Here is a 17,130-nt window from a genome sequence, read left to right as displayed (position 1 = left end):
CGTAGTGACACCGATCCGTAGTGACACCGAACATGGAAACCATAATGACACAAGGACACTCGTGACCACTTCAACTCTCACCACGGTCGACCCCACGACCCTCGAGCCGATCGGTGACTATCCCACGCACACCCCTGCGCAGATCGACGAGATTGTGGAGCAGGCCGCAGATGCCGCTGCGACATGGAGGCACGAGCCGTTCGCCGCTCGGACCGCGGTCCTGCATCGTATCGCCGACCTCATCGAGGAGCGCAGCGCCGAACTGGGCGCACTGATCACCGCCGAGATGGGCAAGCCGCTCGCCGAGGCGGCCGCGGAGGTGGCGAAGTGCGCATGGAACTGCCGCCATGTGGCCGACCACGGCCCGACCGCACTTGCCGCGACGCCCCTTTCCGGTCCCGACGATGCCGCTGTGCGAATCGAATACGAACCGCTCGGAGTGATTCTGGCGATCATGCCGTGGAACTTTCCGCTCTGGCAGCTCTTCCGATTCGCCGCGCCCGCGATCATGGCCGGGAACACCGTCATCCTCAAGCACTCCCCGAATGTCACCGGCTGCGCACTTGCGATCGAATCCCTCTTCGCCGAAGGTCGCGGTGACATCCGGCTCCTGAGCACCATTCTGGTCGAGGAGTCGGTCGTGGGCGCCGTATCCGATCGCGTCATCGCCGACGCCCGCGTGGCTGCGGTGACGGTGACCGGCTCGACCAGAGCCGGGGCCGCGGTAGCGAGTTCGGCCGGGAGGGCGCTGAAGAAGTCGGTGCTCGAACTCGGTGGATCGGACCCCTTCATCGTCCTCGACGACGCTGATCTCGGCACCGCGGCAAACCACGCCGTGCGGTCGCGATTCATGTGCGCAGGCCAGACGTGCATCGCGGCCAAGCGAATCATCCTCGCCGAGAGCGTTATCGCCGACTTCACCCACGAGCTCGTCAGCCGAGTGGATCGGATCACCGTGGGAGATCCGACCGATCCGGCGACCGATATGGGCCCGCTGGCCCGCCCGGATCTCGTCGACCAGATTCAGCGTCAGGTCGACACGTCGGTGGCGATGGGTGCGACGGTGCTCGCCGGTGGATACCGGCTCGATCGGACGGGCAACTTCTATGCACCTACCGTCCTCGCAGACGTGACCCCTGATATGCCGGTGTACAACGAGGAGACCTTCGGTCCTGTCGCAGTGCTGGTCTCGGTGTCCGATGATGATTCGGCGGTCGAGACGGCGAATGACACCGAGTACGGCCTCGCGGCCAGTGTCTGGAGCCGTGACATCGACAGAGCGGTCGGTGTCGGTCGCCGAATCGATTGCGGTGCCTTCTATGTGAACTCATTTGTGGCCTCAGACCCGCGCGTCCCGTTCGGTGGCGTCAAACGCAGCGGCTTCGGTCGAGAGCTCGGCGACCTCGGGATGCGGGAGTTCACCAATGCCCGCACGGTGTGGGTCTCCGGGACAACCGCGTGACACGCGTACTCATTGCCCCTGACAAGTTCAAAGGGTCGCTGACCGCAGAGCAGGTGGCCCGCGCGCTTCGATCCGGTATCGCGTATCAGGCCCCCGACTGGACCACATCGATCTGCCCGATCGCTGACGGCGGAGACGGCACCGTCGCTGCGCTCGTCGCCCATGGCTGGCAGCAGGTCCGCGCCACCGCCCGAGATGCCCTGGGACATCCCCGGGTGGTGGGCTATGCGCGACTGGACGACACCGTCGTGATCGAGCAGGCCGCTACGGTCGGCTTGGGTCAACTCCCGGTGGCCGGCCGAGACCCCATGGGCGCGTCGTCATTTGGCATGGGTGAGTTGATCGCACACGCTTTGTCGCAGGCTCGGGTGTCCACAGTGGTCCTGGCTCTGGGGGGAAGTGCTTCCACCGACGGCGGAGCGGGCCTCCTGCAAGCCCTCGGAGCCAGAGTGTTGGATCGCCATGGCTGCGAGGTGGCGCAGGGCGGTGCCGCCCTCGCGACGCTTCATCGCATCGATCTCGAACCCCTGGACCAATTGATCGGTGACACAAGATTTCTCGTTGCACGTGACGTCGACAACCCTCTGCTCGGTCCGGATGGCGCCGTGCGGGTGTTCGCTCATCAGAAGGGCGCCGACCTGGGGCAACAGCAGGTGCTGGAGGCGGGCCTGCAGCATTGGAGCCGTGTTCTCGGAGAGCGCAGACCGAGTGCCCCAGAGGCGGTGAACGCCCCCGGCGCCGGCGCCGGCGGGGGAGTGGGATACGCGGCGATCGCCGCACTCGGAGCCGAGACATGTCGAGGTGTCGATTGGCTTCTCGACATCATCGCCTTCGACGATCACGTCGAGCAGGCAGATCTCATCGTGACCGGAGAAGGCAATCTCGATACCCAGACGCTCTTCGGGAAGGCGCCGACCGGGGTCACGAAGGCGGCTGCCGCACGGGGCGTTCCGGTTGTCGCCGTCGCCGGTCGTTGCATGCTGACCGAGCAGCAGACGCGCGCTGCGGGATTCGATCGCGTGTACGCCCTGACCGACATCGAGCCGGATCTCGACCGCTGCATGACCCACGGAGCTGCGCTGCTGCAGGAGGTGGCGGCCACGATTGTGGAGGACACGAGGATGCGGGTCCAGGCAGACGTGCGGTGAGAGCACGGGACCGGATTCTCCGTGGATGCGGTGTTCTTTCTTGCCGAAGATCGGTCGGCCCACTCGTTCCCCATACGAATCCCTGAGGGGCAACGGTCCTACACCCCGGTGCCGATACCGAGGCTCTGCATGCGGTTGTACAGCGTCGATCGACTCACTCCCAGTTCGCGTGCGGCCTTGGTTTGATTGCCGCCGGTGTGGCGCAACGCCCGCAGGATGGTCTCTCGCTCTGCCTCTTCGCGCGGGGGGAGGGGGCGATGGTTGTGCCGATATCGGGACGGGAGGTCGTCCGGGGTCACATCGCCGGTTGTCCGCTGATCGGCGGCCGCCTCGACCACACGACGGAGCTCGGCCAGATTGCCGGTCCACATCTGGCCGGTGAGGCATCGAAGTGCTGCCGGACTGAACCGACGAGACGTTCCATGCGGTGTCTCGCCGAGCATCGTCGCCGCGATCCGGGGGATCTCGTCGCGCCGCGATCGCAGCGGCGGGATGTCTTCCAGGTGTCCGAGGACAGGTGTGTACACGCCGTACACACAGTCCCAGTCCGGTCCGGGGACGGCGGTCAGGACGACCCGGAGCCGCGTGCGTCGGAGGTGCTCGGCGAGGCGGACCACCTCGCTCTCACCGAGGAGATGCACATTCTCGATCAGCAGTCCGGCCGAAGAGAGCGCGGCCCGATCGAATGCGGCGTCGACTCGGCGGGCGAAATCTGATCTGCGCCCGGCATCGATGCCGTCCACGACGATGTGATCACCATGGCCGAGTAGCGCCCGCGCACGACTGGTACGCCCGGAACCGTGTTCACCCACGAGGGCGACGGGCCAGGCCGCATCGGTACGGCAACTGCCCTCCACCGGCGGTCTCGTCGGTGACGCGAGGTGACAGACAGGCGATCAGACCGGCTCCGTCGACGGCGGTCCAGCCCACGTCGACGGCCAGTCCCGACTCCAGCGTGAGCTCGTCGGTGGCGGAGAACCCCCGGAGGATGTCGTCGGCCATGGCTCGGACGGCCGCGTGATCCTTGCTGCCGAGCAGATCCAGCGCTTCGGGGGTCGCGATCACGGAGTTGTCGCCGAGGGCTATTCGTGCGTGACTGTGCCGGAACTGCGTCGAAGAGAACGCGGCGGCCAGCAACTGCTCTTTGCGCGGGCTGCGTTCGAGAATCACGGATGTGATGTCGTCCACCGCCCGCCGTGCGATGGCACTGAAGAGTGGATTGTCGGATTCTCTGCGGAAGCAGATGTTCACGACGCCGATCGTTCGTCTGGTGATCGGGTGGTACACGGGCCGGCCGTGACAGCTGAACTCCTTGAAGTCGTCGTGGAAGTGTTCTTCGCCCAGAACCGACACACACCGGCGTATCTCGATCGGGGTGCCGATCGCATTGGTGCCCGCATTGTCCTCGCCGAAGCGGGCGCCGGGTACCGCACCGAGCGAGGCCATCCACGCCGCAACCGACGAGTCGTCGGCGCCGATGTCGACGACACGAGCGAAGCTGTCGGCGAGCAGTACACCCGCACCGACATCGCGCAGGTCTCGGGCGACGGTCCGCACCACGTCGTCGGCTGCCGAGGCCAGCGATCCGGCGGGGACGCCGGCCTCCCAATCGAGTGACGGCGGCGCGCTGGGATCGACTCCGCTCAACCGGGATCGGAACCATGACGAGGCGATCTCGGGACGCAAGGAGGTCTGGCCACCCCCCAACGGCAGGTCGGGATCGGTGTCGCGCATCACACATCCGACGGTATCAGGTGGAAATGGCCTGGTGGGGTGGCCCGCGTGCGACCCCGGAAGGCCCGACCTGTCCAAGAATCTGGACAACTCTCAGGGCGTCCACGCTCGGAGCGTCTGTGGTGAGCGTCACCGATGAGACGCCATGCACCGACCGATCGATTCGTGAGGACAGCGGGAGAGCGGATACCGCCGGACCGCGTCGTCCCACCATCCACCGAAAGGGCTCTGATGACCACGACAGCAACCCCCACGCCGGACCTGCAGGCGATCACCGCCACGGATCTGGAAGATCTGGTCCGACGCCAGCGCGCGGCATTCCGTGCCGAGGGCATCGCGAGTGCCGAGACCCGGATCGGTCGCATCGATCGTCTCCTGCTGGCTGTGGTGAAGCACAGCGCCGACCTCGCCGCGAGCCTCGACAGCGAGTACGGAAGCCGTCCCCCCGCCTTGACGAAAGCCCTCGATGTGCTGCCCTCGGTGGGTGCTGCGGCGGAGCTCCGCGAGGGGATCGAAGAGTGGATGAAGCCGGAGGTCGTTGCCGGCGGCTACGTGCAGAAGCGGCCGTTGGGTGTGGTCGGTGTGGTCGGCGCATGGAACTTCCCGTTGGAGCTGACGATTCATCCGGCAATCGATGCGCTCGCCGCGGGCAACCGCGTGATCATCAAGTTCCCGGACTTCCATCCGCGTACCGGCGCGATCCTGGCCGCGGCGGTGGCCGAATACCTGCCGCCGGAAGAGGTCGCGGTGGTGGTCGGGGATCTCGAGACCGCACAACGTTTCTCGGAGCTCGACCTGGATCACCTGATCTTCACCGGATCACCCGCGGTCGGGCGCAAGGTCGCCGAGGCGGCCGCACGAAACCTCGTCCCGACGACGCTGGAGCTCGGTGGCAAGAACCCGGTGGTGATCTCCCCTTCGGCTGACCTGGATCTGGCCGCGCATCGTGTGGCCGGTACCCGTCTGCTCAACGCGGGGCAGGTGTGTCTCTGTCCGGACTACGTCTTCGTGCCGAGCGCACTCGAGGGTGCCTTCCTGGAGAAGCTCGCGGCGGAGATCCGGGCGGTGTCGCCGCGGCCGGCGTCCGCGGCCGGCGTGGTGTCGATCGTCAATGAACGCAATCACTCTCGGGTTCTCCGTTTGGTGGAGGATGCGCTGAGCAAGGGCGCCGAGCGCGTCGATCTCACCGATCCCGGAACGGACGTGGGTTCGTCCACCACGAGTCGACGTATCGACCCCACGATCCTCCGGCGGGTCCCGGCCGATGCGCTGATCGCCGACGAGGAGATCTTCGGTCCGGTCCTTCCCGTCTACACCTACGACGACCTCGACGAGGTGATCGACTACATCGGTGCCCGGCCGGCGCCGCTCGGGGCGTACTGGTTCGGCAGCGACGATGACGAACTGCGAAAGTTCCTCGAGTTCACGACCAGCGGTGGCGTGACGGTCAACGATGCCATCGCCCACGGTTTCCTTCCGGGCACACCGTTCGGCGGGGTTGGGCAACTCCGGGACCGGCGCCTACCACGGGAAGGTCGGTTTCGATCACCTCTCCCATCACCGGACCGTCGCGGTCGCGACGACCGATGCCGGGCTGTCCGATGGTCTGGTCGGCCCGATACTCGCATCGGACGGGTTCGTGGCGGCGGTCGACGGACAGATCGATGCGGCGCTGCAGGATCTACAGACACGTGTCGCGGGTGAGTGAGACCGTCGCCGAGCGGAGCGAATGTCTGGGTGCTGATCACCGGCGACGGGCCGGCGTGATCTGACTCCGCGTCGGGAAACAGGTCCGATAGCACTTGCATGCATCGATGCATGCAAGTGCTATCGTCGTCCCATGTCCATGCGCACTCCCGACGACCAACCTGCGGTTTCGGCGTCTGATCGCGCCTTCCACCACGTGAAGGCAGCGATCATCCGCGGCGACTTCGCGTCCGGGACGATGATCAGCGAAGGGCTCGTGGTCGCCGATCTGGGGATCAGCCGGACGCCGGTCCACGAGGCGTTTTTGCGGCTGGCCGCGGAGGGGCTGCTCGACCTGCTCTCGCGCAAGGGCGCGATCGTCCGGCCGATCGCCCCCAGCGAGGCCGAGGACGTCCTCGAGATGCGCGAGGCCATCGAATCGGCGGCAGCGCAGCGGGCGATCCGGCTCGGCGACATCGACACGCTCATGCCGAGGCTCCATCGGCTGCTCGACCTGCAGGTCGTCGCCACCGAGAACGCCGACGTCGTCGCCTATCTCGACGCCGACGACGAGTTCCACTCGGCGGTCGTCGAGGCGTCCGGGAACCGCATCGCCGTCGACTTCATGGGGCGACTGCACGACCGGCAGCAGCGCCTACGCCACCAGTTGGTCCGGGTGCGACCCGAACAACTGGTGGAGGGCCTGGCCCAACACCGGCAGCTGGCCGACGCGCTGGCCGCCGGTGACGGCGAGCGGTATGCGGCGGTCCTGCATGATCACGTCGCCTCGCATCGCGGGGCACTGTGATGGTGGTGTCGGCCGCCGCAACCGGAGTCACCTCACGCCTGCGCCCCTGGATGGCGGTGTGGGCCGGGATCTTCGCCTGCACCTGGGGCGGAAACCAATTCAGTCCACTGTTGCTCATGTACGAAGAGCGCGTGCACTATTCGTCGATCGTGGTCAACGGTCTCCTCGGGATCTACGTGCTCGGACTGATCCCGGCGTTGCTGATCGCCGGCGCGATGTCGGACCGGCGTGGCCGCAAGCGGCTGATGCTCGGCGGTGTGCTGGCGACGATCACCGGAAGCGTGCTGCTGGCCCTGGGTCCGTTCGGGCTCGGCTTCCTGGCCGCGGGCCGATTGTTCTCCGGGATCGGAGTCGGTGTGGCGATGGCCGTCGGGACCAGCTGGATGACCGAACTGTCCATGCGCCCCTACGATGCGGGTGCCCGCCCCGGTACGGGTGCGCGGCGGTCGGCGGTGGTCTTCGGCACCGGATCGGCGTGCGGCGCACTGGTTGCCGGTCTCCTCGCACAGTGGGGACCGCTGCCGGAGACGCTGCCCTTCCTGGTGCACATCGCGCTGAGCGTCCCGGCACTGGCCGCCGTCCTCACCGCACCCGAGACCCATCGCGCACCGGCCGACACCGCAGAATCGGTGTCACGACGCAGATTCCGTGCGCCCGGCATGACCCACAAGCGTTTCCTTCTCGTCGTGATGATCGCCAGCCCATGGCTTTTCGGCGGCGCGGCGATCGGATACGGATACCTCCCGACCCGGCTCGAGGATGCGACGGGCGCCTACGGTCTGGTCTTCGCCACCAGTGCCTCGGTGATCGCGCTCGCGACATCCTCACTCGTGCAGCCGTTCGCGCGCTGGATCCACTCGGAGAACTCGGCTCGCGGACTGATCGTCGCGGTGCTCGCACTGACCGCCGGGATCGCCCTGGCCACGGCCAGCATCGGCCTCCAGTCGATCATCCTGGCCGTGGTCTCGAACGTCGCGATCGGCGCCGGCATCGGGATCGGTCAGGTCTCAGGGCTTCTCGAGGTGCAGCGGATCGCCGGACCATCCGAACTCGCGGTGCTGACCGGCGCCTTCTACTCGCTGGCCTACGTCGGCTTCTTCCTGCCGTTGATCATCGCCGGACTGGCCGTACACGTCGGACTGTTCGTCGTGCTGTGGTCGGTGGTGGCACTCGCCGCGCTGACCGTTCTGGGACTCGCATTCTCGTCCACGAAGCACCTGCCGCCGGTGCGCGGCCCCGTCGAGGTGGAGGTTCCCGACGAGGAGCCGGTGTGGTGATGATCCATCGGGGAATCGGATGCGGGTCTCGACCGGCCTCGCCGGAGTCCGATCCATCCTGGGCGAGGGAGCACCGATTACTCGTCCTCACAAGTGAGGGCGGGGTTTGACGACGTCACCGACGAGATCACGCTGGTTGTCGGCGATGTCCTGCGCGAGCACCTCGACGAGCCCGTCGTCGCCGACGTCGAGAAGGTCCGGTGCGTAGGCGACTTGCATTCCGTGGACGGCACGGCCGGCCCGGTATCGGTGTGGTGCTCATGTCCGGACCGCGCGATTGGACGGCACCTGCCCCACCGCGTCGGGACCCTCGGCCATCACCGCGTCCCGGCCGAGCGGGTCCCGACCACCGACCCGATTGTCGAGATCACCGCATCCGTGCTGGTCAACGGTAGTAGCCGCACGATGCTCGACTGGCTCGAGGGCCGCCTGGAGCTGACCCGGGGCCAGTTCGTACAGCACCTCACCCACATTTGGACGACCACCACACAGGCGGTCCTGTCGGATCCCGCCGATCTCGGCGTCGACAAGCGCTGACCTCGGGTTTTCGCTCATCGCCGGATGGGGGCCGGCGATGGGTGACGGTGTTCGCCACCTGATCCGTGGCCGCCATTCGTGATAGACCGGTCTGGTCCGAGTGTTCTGTCGCATTTCCGGAGGGTGGCCGGTGATCTGTCCGCGTTGTTCACAGGAGGTCCGTCGCCGCGAGCGCACAGACCGGGTGTGCGAGAAGTGCGGTCGCCCGTTCGCGCTGGAACCCAAAGAGACGGTGCACGGCCTCCACGACGTCCGCGTCCGCAAGCTGTCCGCCAAGCTCCGTACCGAAGACGACCTGGCCTTCACCTACACCCAGTTCATCTATGCCGCGGCCCGAAACCGGCTCTCGTCGTTGAACAGCGAGTGGACGAGTTCGGTGGTCGGATGGGCGGCGGGAATCGTCGTGGTCTGCTATTTCCTGGTTCTCGTGTCGCTTCCGATCACGATCCTCACCTCGCTGAGCACGCTGTGGACGATCCTCGCCTTGATCGGCTGCGGTGTGACGCTGATCGTCGTATCCGTGATCGCTCACCTGGTGCGCAAACCGATCATGCTCCAGAAGATCCGCATCTCGCTCGACGTCGCACCGGCCGACCTCGCCGAGGGCGTGGAGACCCGCTGGCGGAGTGTGTACGGCGAGCCGATACCCGGCGCGGTCAACGACGACGTCGCGCCGCTTCCGTACATAGACCACCCGCAGGTCGCGGTGGTCTGCCCGAGTCGCAGTGTGCTGGTCTGCCTGGCCGCCAACGGGTTCGCCGACCGGTTCGCGATGGCCCTGGTCCACCATCCCGACGATGTGCCGCCGGATGTGCCGGTCCTGGTGCTGCATGACGCGAGTCCCGCGGGAACGGCATTAGTGGAGTACGCCCGCGCCCGGCTCGGACCACGGGTCCGCGACGTCGGACTCGCTGCGCGGATGGTGATGGACTCGCCCAAGGCGCTGGTCCTGCACGAGCCGGCGTTGTCGGCGACCGAGGCGGCGGCACTGCCGCAGGGACTGCCCGCGCGGGAACGGGAGTGGCTCGCGTACGGCTGGTGGTCACCGATCGCGGCCATCCCCCCGCGCAAACTCCTGTCCGCCGTCGAACGTGCCCTACCGTCCCACCGCGCCGAACAACCGGCCGGACACGACATCGGTTTCCTCACGTGGCCGGTCGCGTGAACGTGCAGGTCGCGCAGCGTATGCACGAACGGTGGCCGGCGGCTTGAACGCGTTGTGATAGATGTGGACTCACCACGCACGGACCGCAGAGCGATCATGAGCTGCCCGGAGACCGGCCGAGGAGGACCTGCCAGATGACCCCGAGGACACCCCTCCGGTCTCGGCGTATCCATCTCCGGGAGCTGCAGGATCATTTCGTCGACGTGGTTCTGGGACGAGCGGTGCAGCGTGTCGGCGCGCCCACCGATCTGCAGTTCACGCAGCGTCAGCTGTACTACGAGGTTTGTCGCACGCTCCTACCCGTGCATCGGTTGCCGCGCAAGCCCGCCTTCACCGTCCCCGCGCCCGTGTCCTACCGCCGGTTCTGCACATGGCTGGAGCGATCCGACGACGTGCCCGGTCTACTGCATCCCCGACCGGCGCGGGCCGGCGGCATCGGTTGTCACACACCCGAACCCGACCTGTACGCCTACGGACTTCCGCGGATACTCTGCTGTCAGAGCCAGGGCATCGCGGAAATGCTGCGCGCCAACGGGTTACCGATGGAGTCGGCATGCCTGGTGGTCGGCGTCGACGAATTGCCGTTGTCCGACGGGATCATCCGGATGCTCGGCAACGTCGACGACGGTCCGGCCCGTGTCTACGTCCTCCACGACGACTCGCCGACCGGCGCGGAGCTGCCCGGACGGATTCGCGAACTCGCATCGCTGCCGGATTCGGTACAGGTGGTCCCGATCGGCCTGCGCCGTGGCCAGAGCGCCCCACTGCACCTGACCCGCACCGGATTCGGAATGGGCTCCGACGTCGAGGTGGCCGCCGTCGCCCCGGCGATGCTGCTCCGGAGCGTTCACCGGTTGGTCCGCGAGATGCACCGACACCACGAATCCCTCGTCGACATCCGCGGTGCGCGCTCGACGGGATTCCTGACATGGCCGCAACGGTGAGGACGCAACGATGACCCGACCATCCCCGCGACAGCTCACCTACACTGACGAACTCCTCGCCGACCAGTCCGTGTATCGCCGGTATGCGGACGGCCGCCAGGAATGGCGCCGCCGCGACGAACAGGGGCGCGTGTGGTGGCGCGACGACCGCGGGAGCAGCGGCATCGACGAACCACTCGGTCCCCGGATCGTCAAACGCACCTACCACGACGGCACCGTGATCTACGGACGCGAGAACGGATTCGGGCGCACCCTGTGGAGTGACGGCACCCTGACACTCAATCGCTCGCGCTTCGGCGGGCGGCTCGGTGGATATGTCGCCGCGGCCGCCGGTGGCGCCGTACTGGTCGGCCTGGTCTATCCGCCGGAACACCTGACCCCGGAGCAGGAGGCGCAACTCCAGTCCGAGCAGGACGACCCGGCAAGTAGCGGCGGCGGGAGCGACTCCTATTCGTCCTGGGATGATGCCGGCGACGACGGTGGCGGTGATTTCGGTTGATCACATGGATCTTTCGTCGCCACTCCGATAATGGTTCGTCCCCCGGTCCGGTGAGGTGGTAGATGTCCCGATTCATCGTCCGTCCCCGCACCGCCGATCCGGCCGGTCATGACTGGGAGCTCGTCGACGGCCCCGGCGTCGCCGACGGCCCACTGACCGTCGGTGGGTTCACTGCCGTCGGTGAGGCCACGGTCTTCAACGGCGCCGCCCTCCGACGTCGGTTGTCTCCGCCTGCACCCGAATCCTGCTCGGACACGGAGTTGTTGGTCCATGTCTACGACCAACACGGTCTGCCCGGTGTCGCCGAGGCCGACGGCATGTTCGCGATGGTCGTCTCGGACGGCGATGACCTGGTCCTGTTGCGCGACCATGTCGGCGCACGCACCCTGTTCTATGCACGCGCGGGTGGGTCGTGGGCAGCGGCGAGTTCATTGCGGGCCTTGGCATCCTGGCCCGCGCTCGACACCGGGCTCGACGTACGGGCGGTGCGGTCGTTCCTGACCTTGGCCTACCTTCCCGGCGCCGAGACCTTCTTCCGAGGTATCCGCGAGGTCGGCCCCGGGCGGTGCCTCCGCCTGCGTACCGACGGTGACATCGACGAGAGCGTGCTGTGGGAACCGGTCGAGGCCGAGGATCCGCTGGGGGCCGATCCCGGCGGCAGCCGGTTGCGGGAATTGTTGGAGGAAGCCACCATTCGGCGCCTCCCGGAAGCCGAACCGGTTGGGGTTCTCTTGTCCGGCGGTGTCGACAGCAGTCTGGTGACCGCATTGGCCGCCAAGTTCCACGATGAACCGGTCACCGCCTACTCCATCGGATTCGACTCCGACACCCCCAACGAACTGGCCTACTCCGGACTCGTGGCCGCGCACTGCAACGTGGAACGCCGGGTGCTCACCGTGCCCGGGACCTCGATCGCCGAGCGGATGGCCGAGACCGTCGCACTGCTCGACTGTCCGGTCGGTGATCCCCTCACCGTCCCCAATCTGCTTCTGGCACAAGAAGCGGCCCGTGACGGGCATTCGGTCATCCTGAACGGCGAGGGCGGCGACCCGGTGTTCGGCGGACCCAAGAACCTGCCGATGCTCATCTTCGAGTTGATGCGCGACGACCCGTCGGTACAGGCCCGCGCCGCCGCCTACCTGTCCAGCTATCGGAAATGCCTCGACGATCTGCCGACCCTGCTCAGCGAGGATGTCCTGTCCGAACTCGAGATCACCGCACCGTCGACCGAGGTCCTGCTCCCGTACCTCGGTCCCGGCCAGATGCGCAGCCTGCTCAACAAGTTGCTGCACACCAACCTGAGAACCAAAGGTGCACATCATATCCTGACCAAGGTGGAACGACTGACCGCGGCCAGCGGTGTCGAGGGACGTGCCCCGCTGTTCGACCGCGCGGTCATCGATCACTCCTTCGCCATCCCGCCGGAGCTGAAACTCCATGGCACCACCGAGAAATGGATTCTCAAGCAGTCGGTGCGTGACCTGCTGCCGTCGACCATCGTCGACCGACCCAAGAGCGGTATGCGGGTCCCGGTGCAGCAGTGGCTCGACGGCCCGCTGCGCGATCTCGCCCACGACGTGCTGCTCAGCGGCGACGCGGACCGCGGACTGTTCCGCCGCGACACCATCCGGGCATGGCTGCGCAAGGATGGCTCGTTGCTTCCGCGACACGGCGGAAAGCTCTGGCTGGTACTGACTCTGGAACTCTGGTTGCAATCATTCGAGGTAGGACAGTGACAGGTACGTCGCCGATCAAGGAGCATGCAGACGATGTCAACGAGGTGCACGACCTCGCGACCTTCGCCGATCCCGGACACAACGTCGTGACACCGGTTGCGCAGTTCGACCCCGAGGTGGCGTTGGCAGTGGTCTCGACGCTGGCGAACATCGTCACCCGGGCCAAGTCGAGCGCGGTGGCAACGACTCCCGACGCCGATGGCATCACACGTTCGCAGGTCTTCGAAGAGGGCGACGTCTACATGATCGAGAAGCCCTTCGACGGGTTCTTCGCCGACCGCTATCTGATGGACTTCTACGACGTCACCCAGCGCGACCTGTGCTCGCGGATGCACTTGCACACCGGGCTGCGCTTCGTTCGCATGATGACCGGCCCCGACACGAGGATCCGGGTCGGCAGTCTCTCGCCGTTCGCGATCACCGATGTTCCCGGCGTCACGCAGTTCACGCTGCGCGCCTTCACCGACGAGCTCCCCGACACCCCCGAAGGCGTCGTGCGGACCCGCTACAACCTCGTCGTGCCGCCGTGTTCGTTCGTCGACATGCAGGTTCCCCGCGGGGTGAGCCACCAGTTCAATGCGATCGGCCCGCACGCGGTGATCGACTCGGTGCATCCGGAGGAATCGGTGGAGGTGTTCCGCGAACAGATGTCGGGCTACCGGATGATGGCGCAGACGGTGTTCCTCGCCGACGAACTCCACTCCGCGGATGCGTGCACCGACCTCGGGGACGTCGAGGCCTGAGAAGCGGGCGCCGAGCTCAGCGAGACCTGGTCTGCGAGTCGCCGACCGTGCCCCGCATGTCCGTGAGCGAGGCCGGCAGGATCTCCACCATCTGCGTTGTGGCTGCTCTCCATGCCGAAACCTTTCTCGCTCAGGGCCTCGGTGGCGGCGGTGGCCAGTTCTCGGCCCTCATCGGTGACCGTCACGCAGGTGGCGAGACGATCGGTCGGGTGGGGGGCTGCGGTAGAGCAGGCCGCGTCCTCGAGAGGATCAGGGAACCAGCCTGGACCAGTGGCGGCCGAAACCATTCGTCGAACCATGATCTGCACCACTGGTTGTGATCGGTGTGTCCTGCATCGTGCGGGAGGGTGGACTGCGCGAGGTCGGAGGGTGGGCCGCAACACTGCGGGAAGGGTGATCCGCGGACTCCCGTCACGCCTTTTGATCGACGGCGGTGCGATCGGGTCGAAGCGCGTTCCCTGGTCTCGGCCCCATGTTCTTCGACATCACGACGCCGACGAGTAGGACGGCGGCCACGACGACGATGAACCATCCGGTGCTGTGGAGTCCGTCGTCGGTGATGGTGGCGCCGGCGGTCAGCTGCATGACGACGACGGCGAGGTTGGCGCCGATGAAGGCCATGGTTCGGTACATGCCGATGGCGGTGCCCACGTCGTCGACCGAGGTGACCGCGTTGATCAGGTTCTGGTTGCCGATGTTGTTGAAGCCGTTGGGTATTCCGAGGACTGCTGCCACGAGCAGGAGGACGAGGATCGGGGCGGTGGACTTCTCGACGGAGGCGATCAGGATGCCGCCGACGAGCAGTGCCGCGGTTCCGATGAGCAGCGTGGTGCGGGCGCCGTAGCGGCGGTAGGTGCGCGAGCCGATCATCGTCGCGATCACGCTCACCCCGGCGACCGGCAGCATGGTGAGTCCGGCCTCGATGGGGGTCATCTCGCGGACGTACTGCAGCCACTGCGGGATTCCGAAGAACACGCAGTAGAAGCAGGTGTAGGTGAGCAGGGTGCGGCCGAGGGTGGCGCTCAGTGCCCGGTTGCCGAACAGTGCGCGGACATCGAGGAACGGTTCGGGGGTGTGCCGTTCCCACAGGACGAAGGCGACGGCGGTGACGACGGAGACGGGCAGGGCCCACCAGGCGATCGATGCGCGCAGGGACACCAGGAACACCATCAGGGTGGTGAGGGCGGGGACGAACAGGGCGATGCCGGTCATGTCGATGGCGTGCAGGGCCGCACGTACTGACGGCGGCCGGTCGCCGGCGAATCCGACGTCGGCGCGGAGGATGAAGAAGCCGGTCAGCGCGGCGACGGGGAGGTTGACCCAGAGGATGGACTGCCATCCGAACGTGCCGACGAGCAGTCCGCCGAGGGTGGGGCCCAGGGCGGCCACCGACTGCCCGCACACGACGAGTGTGGTAATGGCCGTTCGTGATTGGCGCCGGTACTTCTCGGCATAGCTGCGGACCATCGTCATCGCGTTGGGCATGTGCACCGAGATCCCGATGCCGAGCAGCACGTAGGCGGCGATGAGCCATCCGATCCCCGGGGCGAAGGTACCCACGAGCGATCCGGCGCACACCAGGACCAGGCCGGCGATGAAGACCCGGCGGGCGCCGAACATGGCGCCGAGGCGTCCGGCCATCGGGGCGCAGACGGCGGTGGTGATGTACATCGCGGAGATCACCCAGGAGACGCTCGCCGAGGCGCCGAACTGGGCGGCGATCCCGACGATCGCCACGGCGATCATCGAGGAGTTGAGGGGTTGGAGGACGGTTCCGGATGCGGCGGCGCCGCTGACATCGAAGGGGACCGGACGTTTGTCCTCGGTGGTGGGCTGGTTCTGGGTGAGGGTCATCGAGCGCCGGTGACGTCGTCGGCGGGGGTGTCCTCGGCGATCCTGCGCAGGAGGCTGCCCGCCAGGAACAGCAGGTCGCGTTCGACGGGTGTGCAGTGGGTGCGGATCGCCTCGGCCAGCCATTCGTTGCGGGTGCTGCGGTCGGCCTCGAGGGTCTGGTGGCCGACGTCGGTGATCGAGATCAGGGCGGCGCGGGCGTCGTTGGGATCGGGGTGACGGGTGACCAGGCCTTGTTGTTCGAGATAGGCGACCGTCCGCGCCACCGTCTGGGGGGCGACCATCTCGGCGTCGGCCAGTGCCCGTGCGCTCATCGGGCCGAGCCGATCGACATGCGCCAGGGCCTGTACCTGTGTGGGGGTGAGTACGTGGCGTCCGGCGTTCTTGGTGCGGATGCGTCGGTTGAATCGGACGATGTCGTCCCGGAGCTGGTCGACTCTCTCGTCCATCCGGTCCTCCTCGATACTTGGCGGCAACTTGATACACAGCATAGCTGTCTAGTTGTGTCGAATATTCCAAGCTGGCTGGCGGCAGGCACTACAATATGGCACGCATTGCGTTCTATTTGGCGGATGTGTGGAGTCCATACAGGTCGGATGTGAGCTCCGCGTGGCGAGAGTCTCTGGTGGGCGAGGATCTCTCTCGGGCAGGGCGGACCCGGTGGGCATGGCGCGGACGTCGTGTCGGTGCCCGATCTTCTGTGTGGTGTGGTAACCGCAGCGATCGGACCCGATGAATTCCCCTGTGGTTACGTGCCGCTTCCTTTTGGGTCAGGAAGGATGAAGCACATGCCGAAGAATATTGATCCCGAGGTCAAGGCTCGTGCGTTACGGATGTTGGCTGAGCATGGCGGGGAGTACTCGTCGACGACGGCAGCAGCTGCAGCGATCGCGAAGAAACTCGGAGTGGGTAGAGAGACGGTGCGCCGGTGGGCGGTGCAGGCCGAGGTCGATGCGGGTCGACGGCCCGGGGCCAGTAGTGCCGAGCTCGCCGAGCTGAAGCGTGTGAAGGCCGAGAACAAGCGGTTACGTGAGGACATCGAGGTGTTGGAGGCGGCAACGTCTTTCTTCGTGGGGGAGCCCGACCCCCGCAATCGATGATCGTCGGTTTCATTGATGAGATGCGTGCCAAAGGTGTTGCGATCGAGTCGATCTGCCGAGTCCTGTCTGAGCAGGGTGCCGTGGTGCCGCCACTGGAGAAGTTTCGCGACGGAGCGGTCCGCCGTCTGGAGTTCCAGGCAAGGGTTCCCGATGTTCCGCGCCTGATCAAGATGGAGTCCGCGATCGAAGGTCCGCGGCTGGATTGACTCTATGAGAAGCACATCGAGCCACTTTTGTTCCGGCCGGCCGAGCCGCTGAAGGATTGTCGACCGCGGTGTTCTCACCCGCGACGATCTCCGCTCAATTCATTTTCTGACCGCGTGTGGCGGTACCGCGCCGTTCGTGGCGCGACCCCTCGCGACCCGTCTGTCCCGGACGGATCCTCTGTCGAAGACAGTGCGGCAGGCGCGGTTTGTGGCCGACACAATCGTTGCAGGAAC

The 17,130-nt window shown here is 66.6% G+C and carries 17 protein-coding genes; 13 read left to right on the top strand and 4 right to left on the bottom strand.

Translation table 11 applies throughout. The features are described from left to right. The first annotated feature begins 61 nt into the window (after window positions 1–61). Both GD1_RS17260 and GD1_RS17255 read left to right on the top strand, forming a co-directional pair. Window positions 62–1,462: an NAD-dependent succinate-semialdehyde dehydrogenase gene (locus tag GD1_RS17260; RefSeq protein ID WP_059038522.1), complete on the top strand. Its 1,401-nt coding sequence runs from the start codon at window positions 62–64 to the stop codon at window positions 1,460–1,462. Then, window positions 1,459–2,610, top strand: coding sequence for a glycerate kinase (locus tag GD1_RS17255; RefSeq protein ID WP_053776612.1), 1,152 nt, complete (start codon window positions 1,459–1,461; stop codon window positions 2,608–2,610). Before GD1_RS17260 ends, GD1_RS17255 begins: the two co-directional genes overlap by 4 nt. A gap of 98 nt (window positions 2,611–2,708) precedes the next feature. Here the strand turns inward: GD1_RS17255 and GD1_RS17250 are convergent, their stop codons facing one another. Together GD1_RS17250 and GD1_RS17245 are read right to left on the bottom strand one after the other, a co-directional pair. After that, window positions 2,709–3,353, bottom strand: a complete 645-nt coding sequence (locus GD1_RS17250; protein WP_152972643.1) for a helix-turn-helix domain-containing protein — start codon at window positions 3,351–3,353, stop codon at window positions 2,709–2,711. 61 nt (window positions 3,354–3,414) lie between these two features. Further along, window positions 3,415–4,344: a sigma-54-dependent transcriptional regulator family protein gene (locus tag GD1_RS17245; protein ID WP_053776593.1), complete on the bottom strand. Its 930-nt coding sequence runs from the start codon at window positions 4,342–4,344 to the stop codon at window positions 3,415–3,417. Between the two features lie 231 nt (window positions 4,345–4,575). Between GD1_RS17245 and GD1_RS17240 the strand changes: the two genes are divergently transcribed. From GD1_RS17240 to GD1_RS17200, 9 genes are all read left to right on the top strand, one after another. Next, complete coding sequence (locus GD1_RS17240; protein WP_059038518.1) at window positions 4,576–6,048, top strand: aldehyde dehydrogenase family protein; 1,473 nt, start codon at window positions 4,576–4,578, stop codon at window positions 6,046–6,048. Window positions 6,049–6,184: 136 nt separating this feature from the next. Further along, window positions 6,185–6,838: a GntR family transcriptional regulator gene (locus tag GD1_RS17235; protein WP_059038517.1), complete on the top strand. Its 654-nt coding sequence runs from the start codon at window positions 6,185–6,187 to the stop codon at window positions 6,836–6,838. Between the two features lie 5 nt (window positions 6,839–6,843). Beyond that, window positions 6,844–8,115 (top strand): MFS transporter, encoded by a 1,272-nt coding sequence (locus GD1_RS17230; protein ID WP_373855341.1) that lies wholly within the window; start codon window positions 6,844–6,846, stop codon window positions 8,113–8,115. 93 nt (window positions 8,116–8,208) lie between these two features. Then, on the top strand, window positions 8,209–8,652 hold the full coding sequence (locus GD1_RS17225) for a hypothetical protein (RefSeq protein ID WP_157079530.1): 444 nt from the start codon (window positions 8,209–8,211) through the stop codon (window positions 8,650–8,652). 232 nt (window positions 8,653–8,884) lie between these two features. Beyond that, window positions 8,885–9,817, top strand: coding sequence for a hypothetical protein (locus GD1_RS17220; RefSeq protein ID WP_157079529.1), 933 nt, complete (start codon window positions 8,885–8,887; stop codon window positions 9,815–9,817). 134 nt (window positions 9,818–9,951) lie between these two features. Next, window positions 9,952–10,761 carry a hypothetical protein gene (locus GD1_RS17215; RefSeq protein WP_059038509.1) on the top strand — a complete coding sequence of 270 codons (810 nt, stop codon included), beginning with the start codon at window positions 9,952–9,954 and terminating at the stop codon, window positions 10,759–10,761. 10 nt (window positions 10,762–10,771) lie between these two features. Then, window positions 10,772–11,260 carry a hypothetical protein gene (locus tag GD1_RS17210; protein ID WP_059038507.1) on the top strand — a complete coding sequence of 163 codons (489 nt, stop codon included), beginning with the start codon at window positions 10,772–10,774 and terminating at the stop codon, window positions 11,258–11,260. A 62-nt stretch (window positions 11,261–11,322) separates the two neighbouring features. Then, on the top strand, window positions 11,323–12,996 hold the full coding sequence (locus GD1_RS17205; protein WP_059038505.1) for an asparagine synthetase B family protein: 1,674 nt from the start codon (window positions 11,323–11,325) through the stop codon (window positions 12,994–12,996). Continuing rightward, complete coding sequence (locus tag GD1_RS17200) at window positions 12,993–13,739, top strand: hypothetical protein (RefSeq protein ID WP_217997894.1); 747 nt, start codon at window positions 12,993–12,995, stop codon at window positions 13,737–13,739. The genes GD1_RS17205 and GD1_RS17200 overlap by 4 nt, the downstream gene beginning before the upstream one ends. Before the next feature lie 411 nt (window positions 13,740–14,150). Here GD1_RS17200 and GD1_RS17195 read toward each other — a convergent pair whose 3' ends face one another. Together GD1_RS17195 and GD1_RS17190 are read right to left on the bottom strand one after the other, a co-directional pair. Then, complete coding sequence (locus tag GD1_RS17195) at window positions 14,151–15,593, bottom strand: MFS transporter (RefSeq protein ID WP_059038503.1); 1,443 nt, start codon at window positions 15,591–15,593, stop codon at window positions 14,151–14,153. Further along, entirely contained in the window at window positions 15,590–16,039 is a 450-nt protein-coding gene (locus GD1_RS17190; RefSeq protein ID WP_059038502.1) for a MarR family winged helix-turn-helix transcriptional regulator, read from the bottom strand. The genes GD1_RS17195 and GD1_RS17190 overlap by 4 nt, the downstream gene beginning before the upstream one ends. Before the next feature lie 339 nt (window positions 16,040–16,378). Between GD1_RS17190 and GD1_RS17185 the strand changes: the two genes are divergently transcribed. Then, a complete protein-coding gene (locus GD1_RS17185) occupies window positions 16,379–16,690 on the top strand; it encodes a hypothetical protein (protein WP_059038533.1) in 312 nt (103 codons plus the stop codon). After that, the gene (locus GD1_RS17180) at window positions 16,687–16,896 is read left to right on the top strand and encodes a hypothetical protein (RefSeq protein WP_059038500.1); all 210 of its coding nucleotides are present in this window, start codon (window positions 16,687–16,689) and stop codon (window positions 16,894–16,896) included. The genes GD1_RS17185 and GD1_RS17180 overlap by 4 nt, the downstream gene beginning before the upstream one ends. Window positions 16,897–17,130 lie beyond the last annotated feature (234 nt).

This window comes from Gordonia desulfuricans NBRC 100010, from assembly GCF_001485495.1.
Classification (GTDB): Bacteria; Actinomycetota; Actinomycetes; order Mycobacteriales; family Mycobacteriaceae; genus Gordonia; species Gordonia desulfuricans.
Note: the sequence above shows the minus strand (reverse complement) of the source record. Positions and strands in the feature narration are given on the sequence as shown.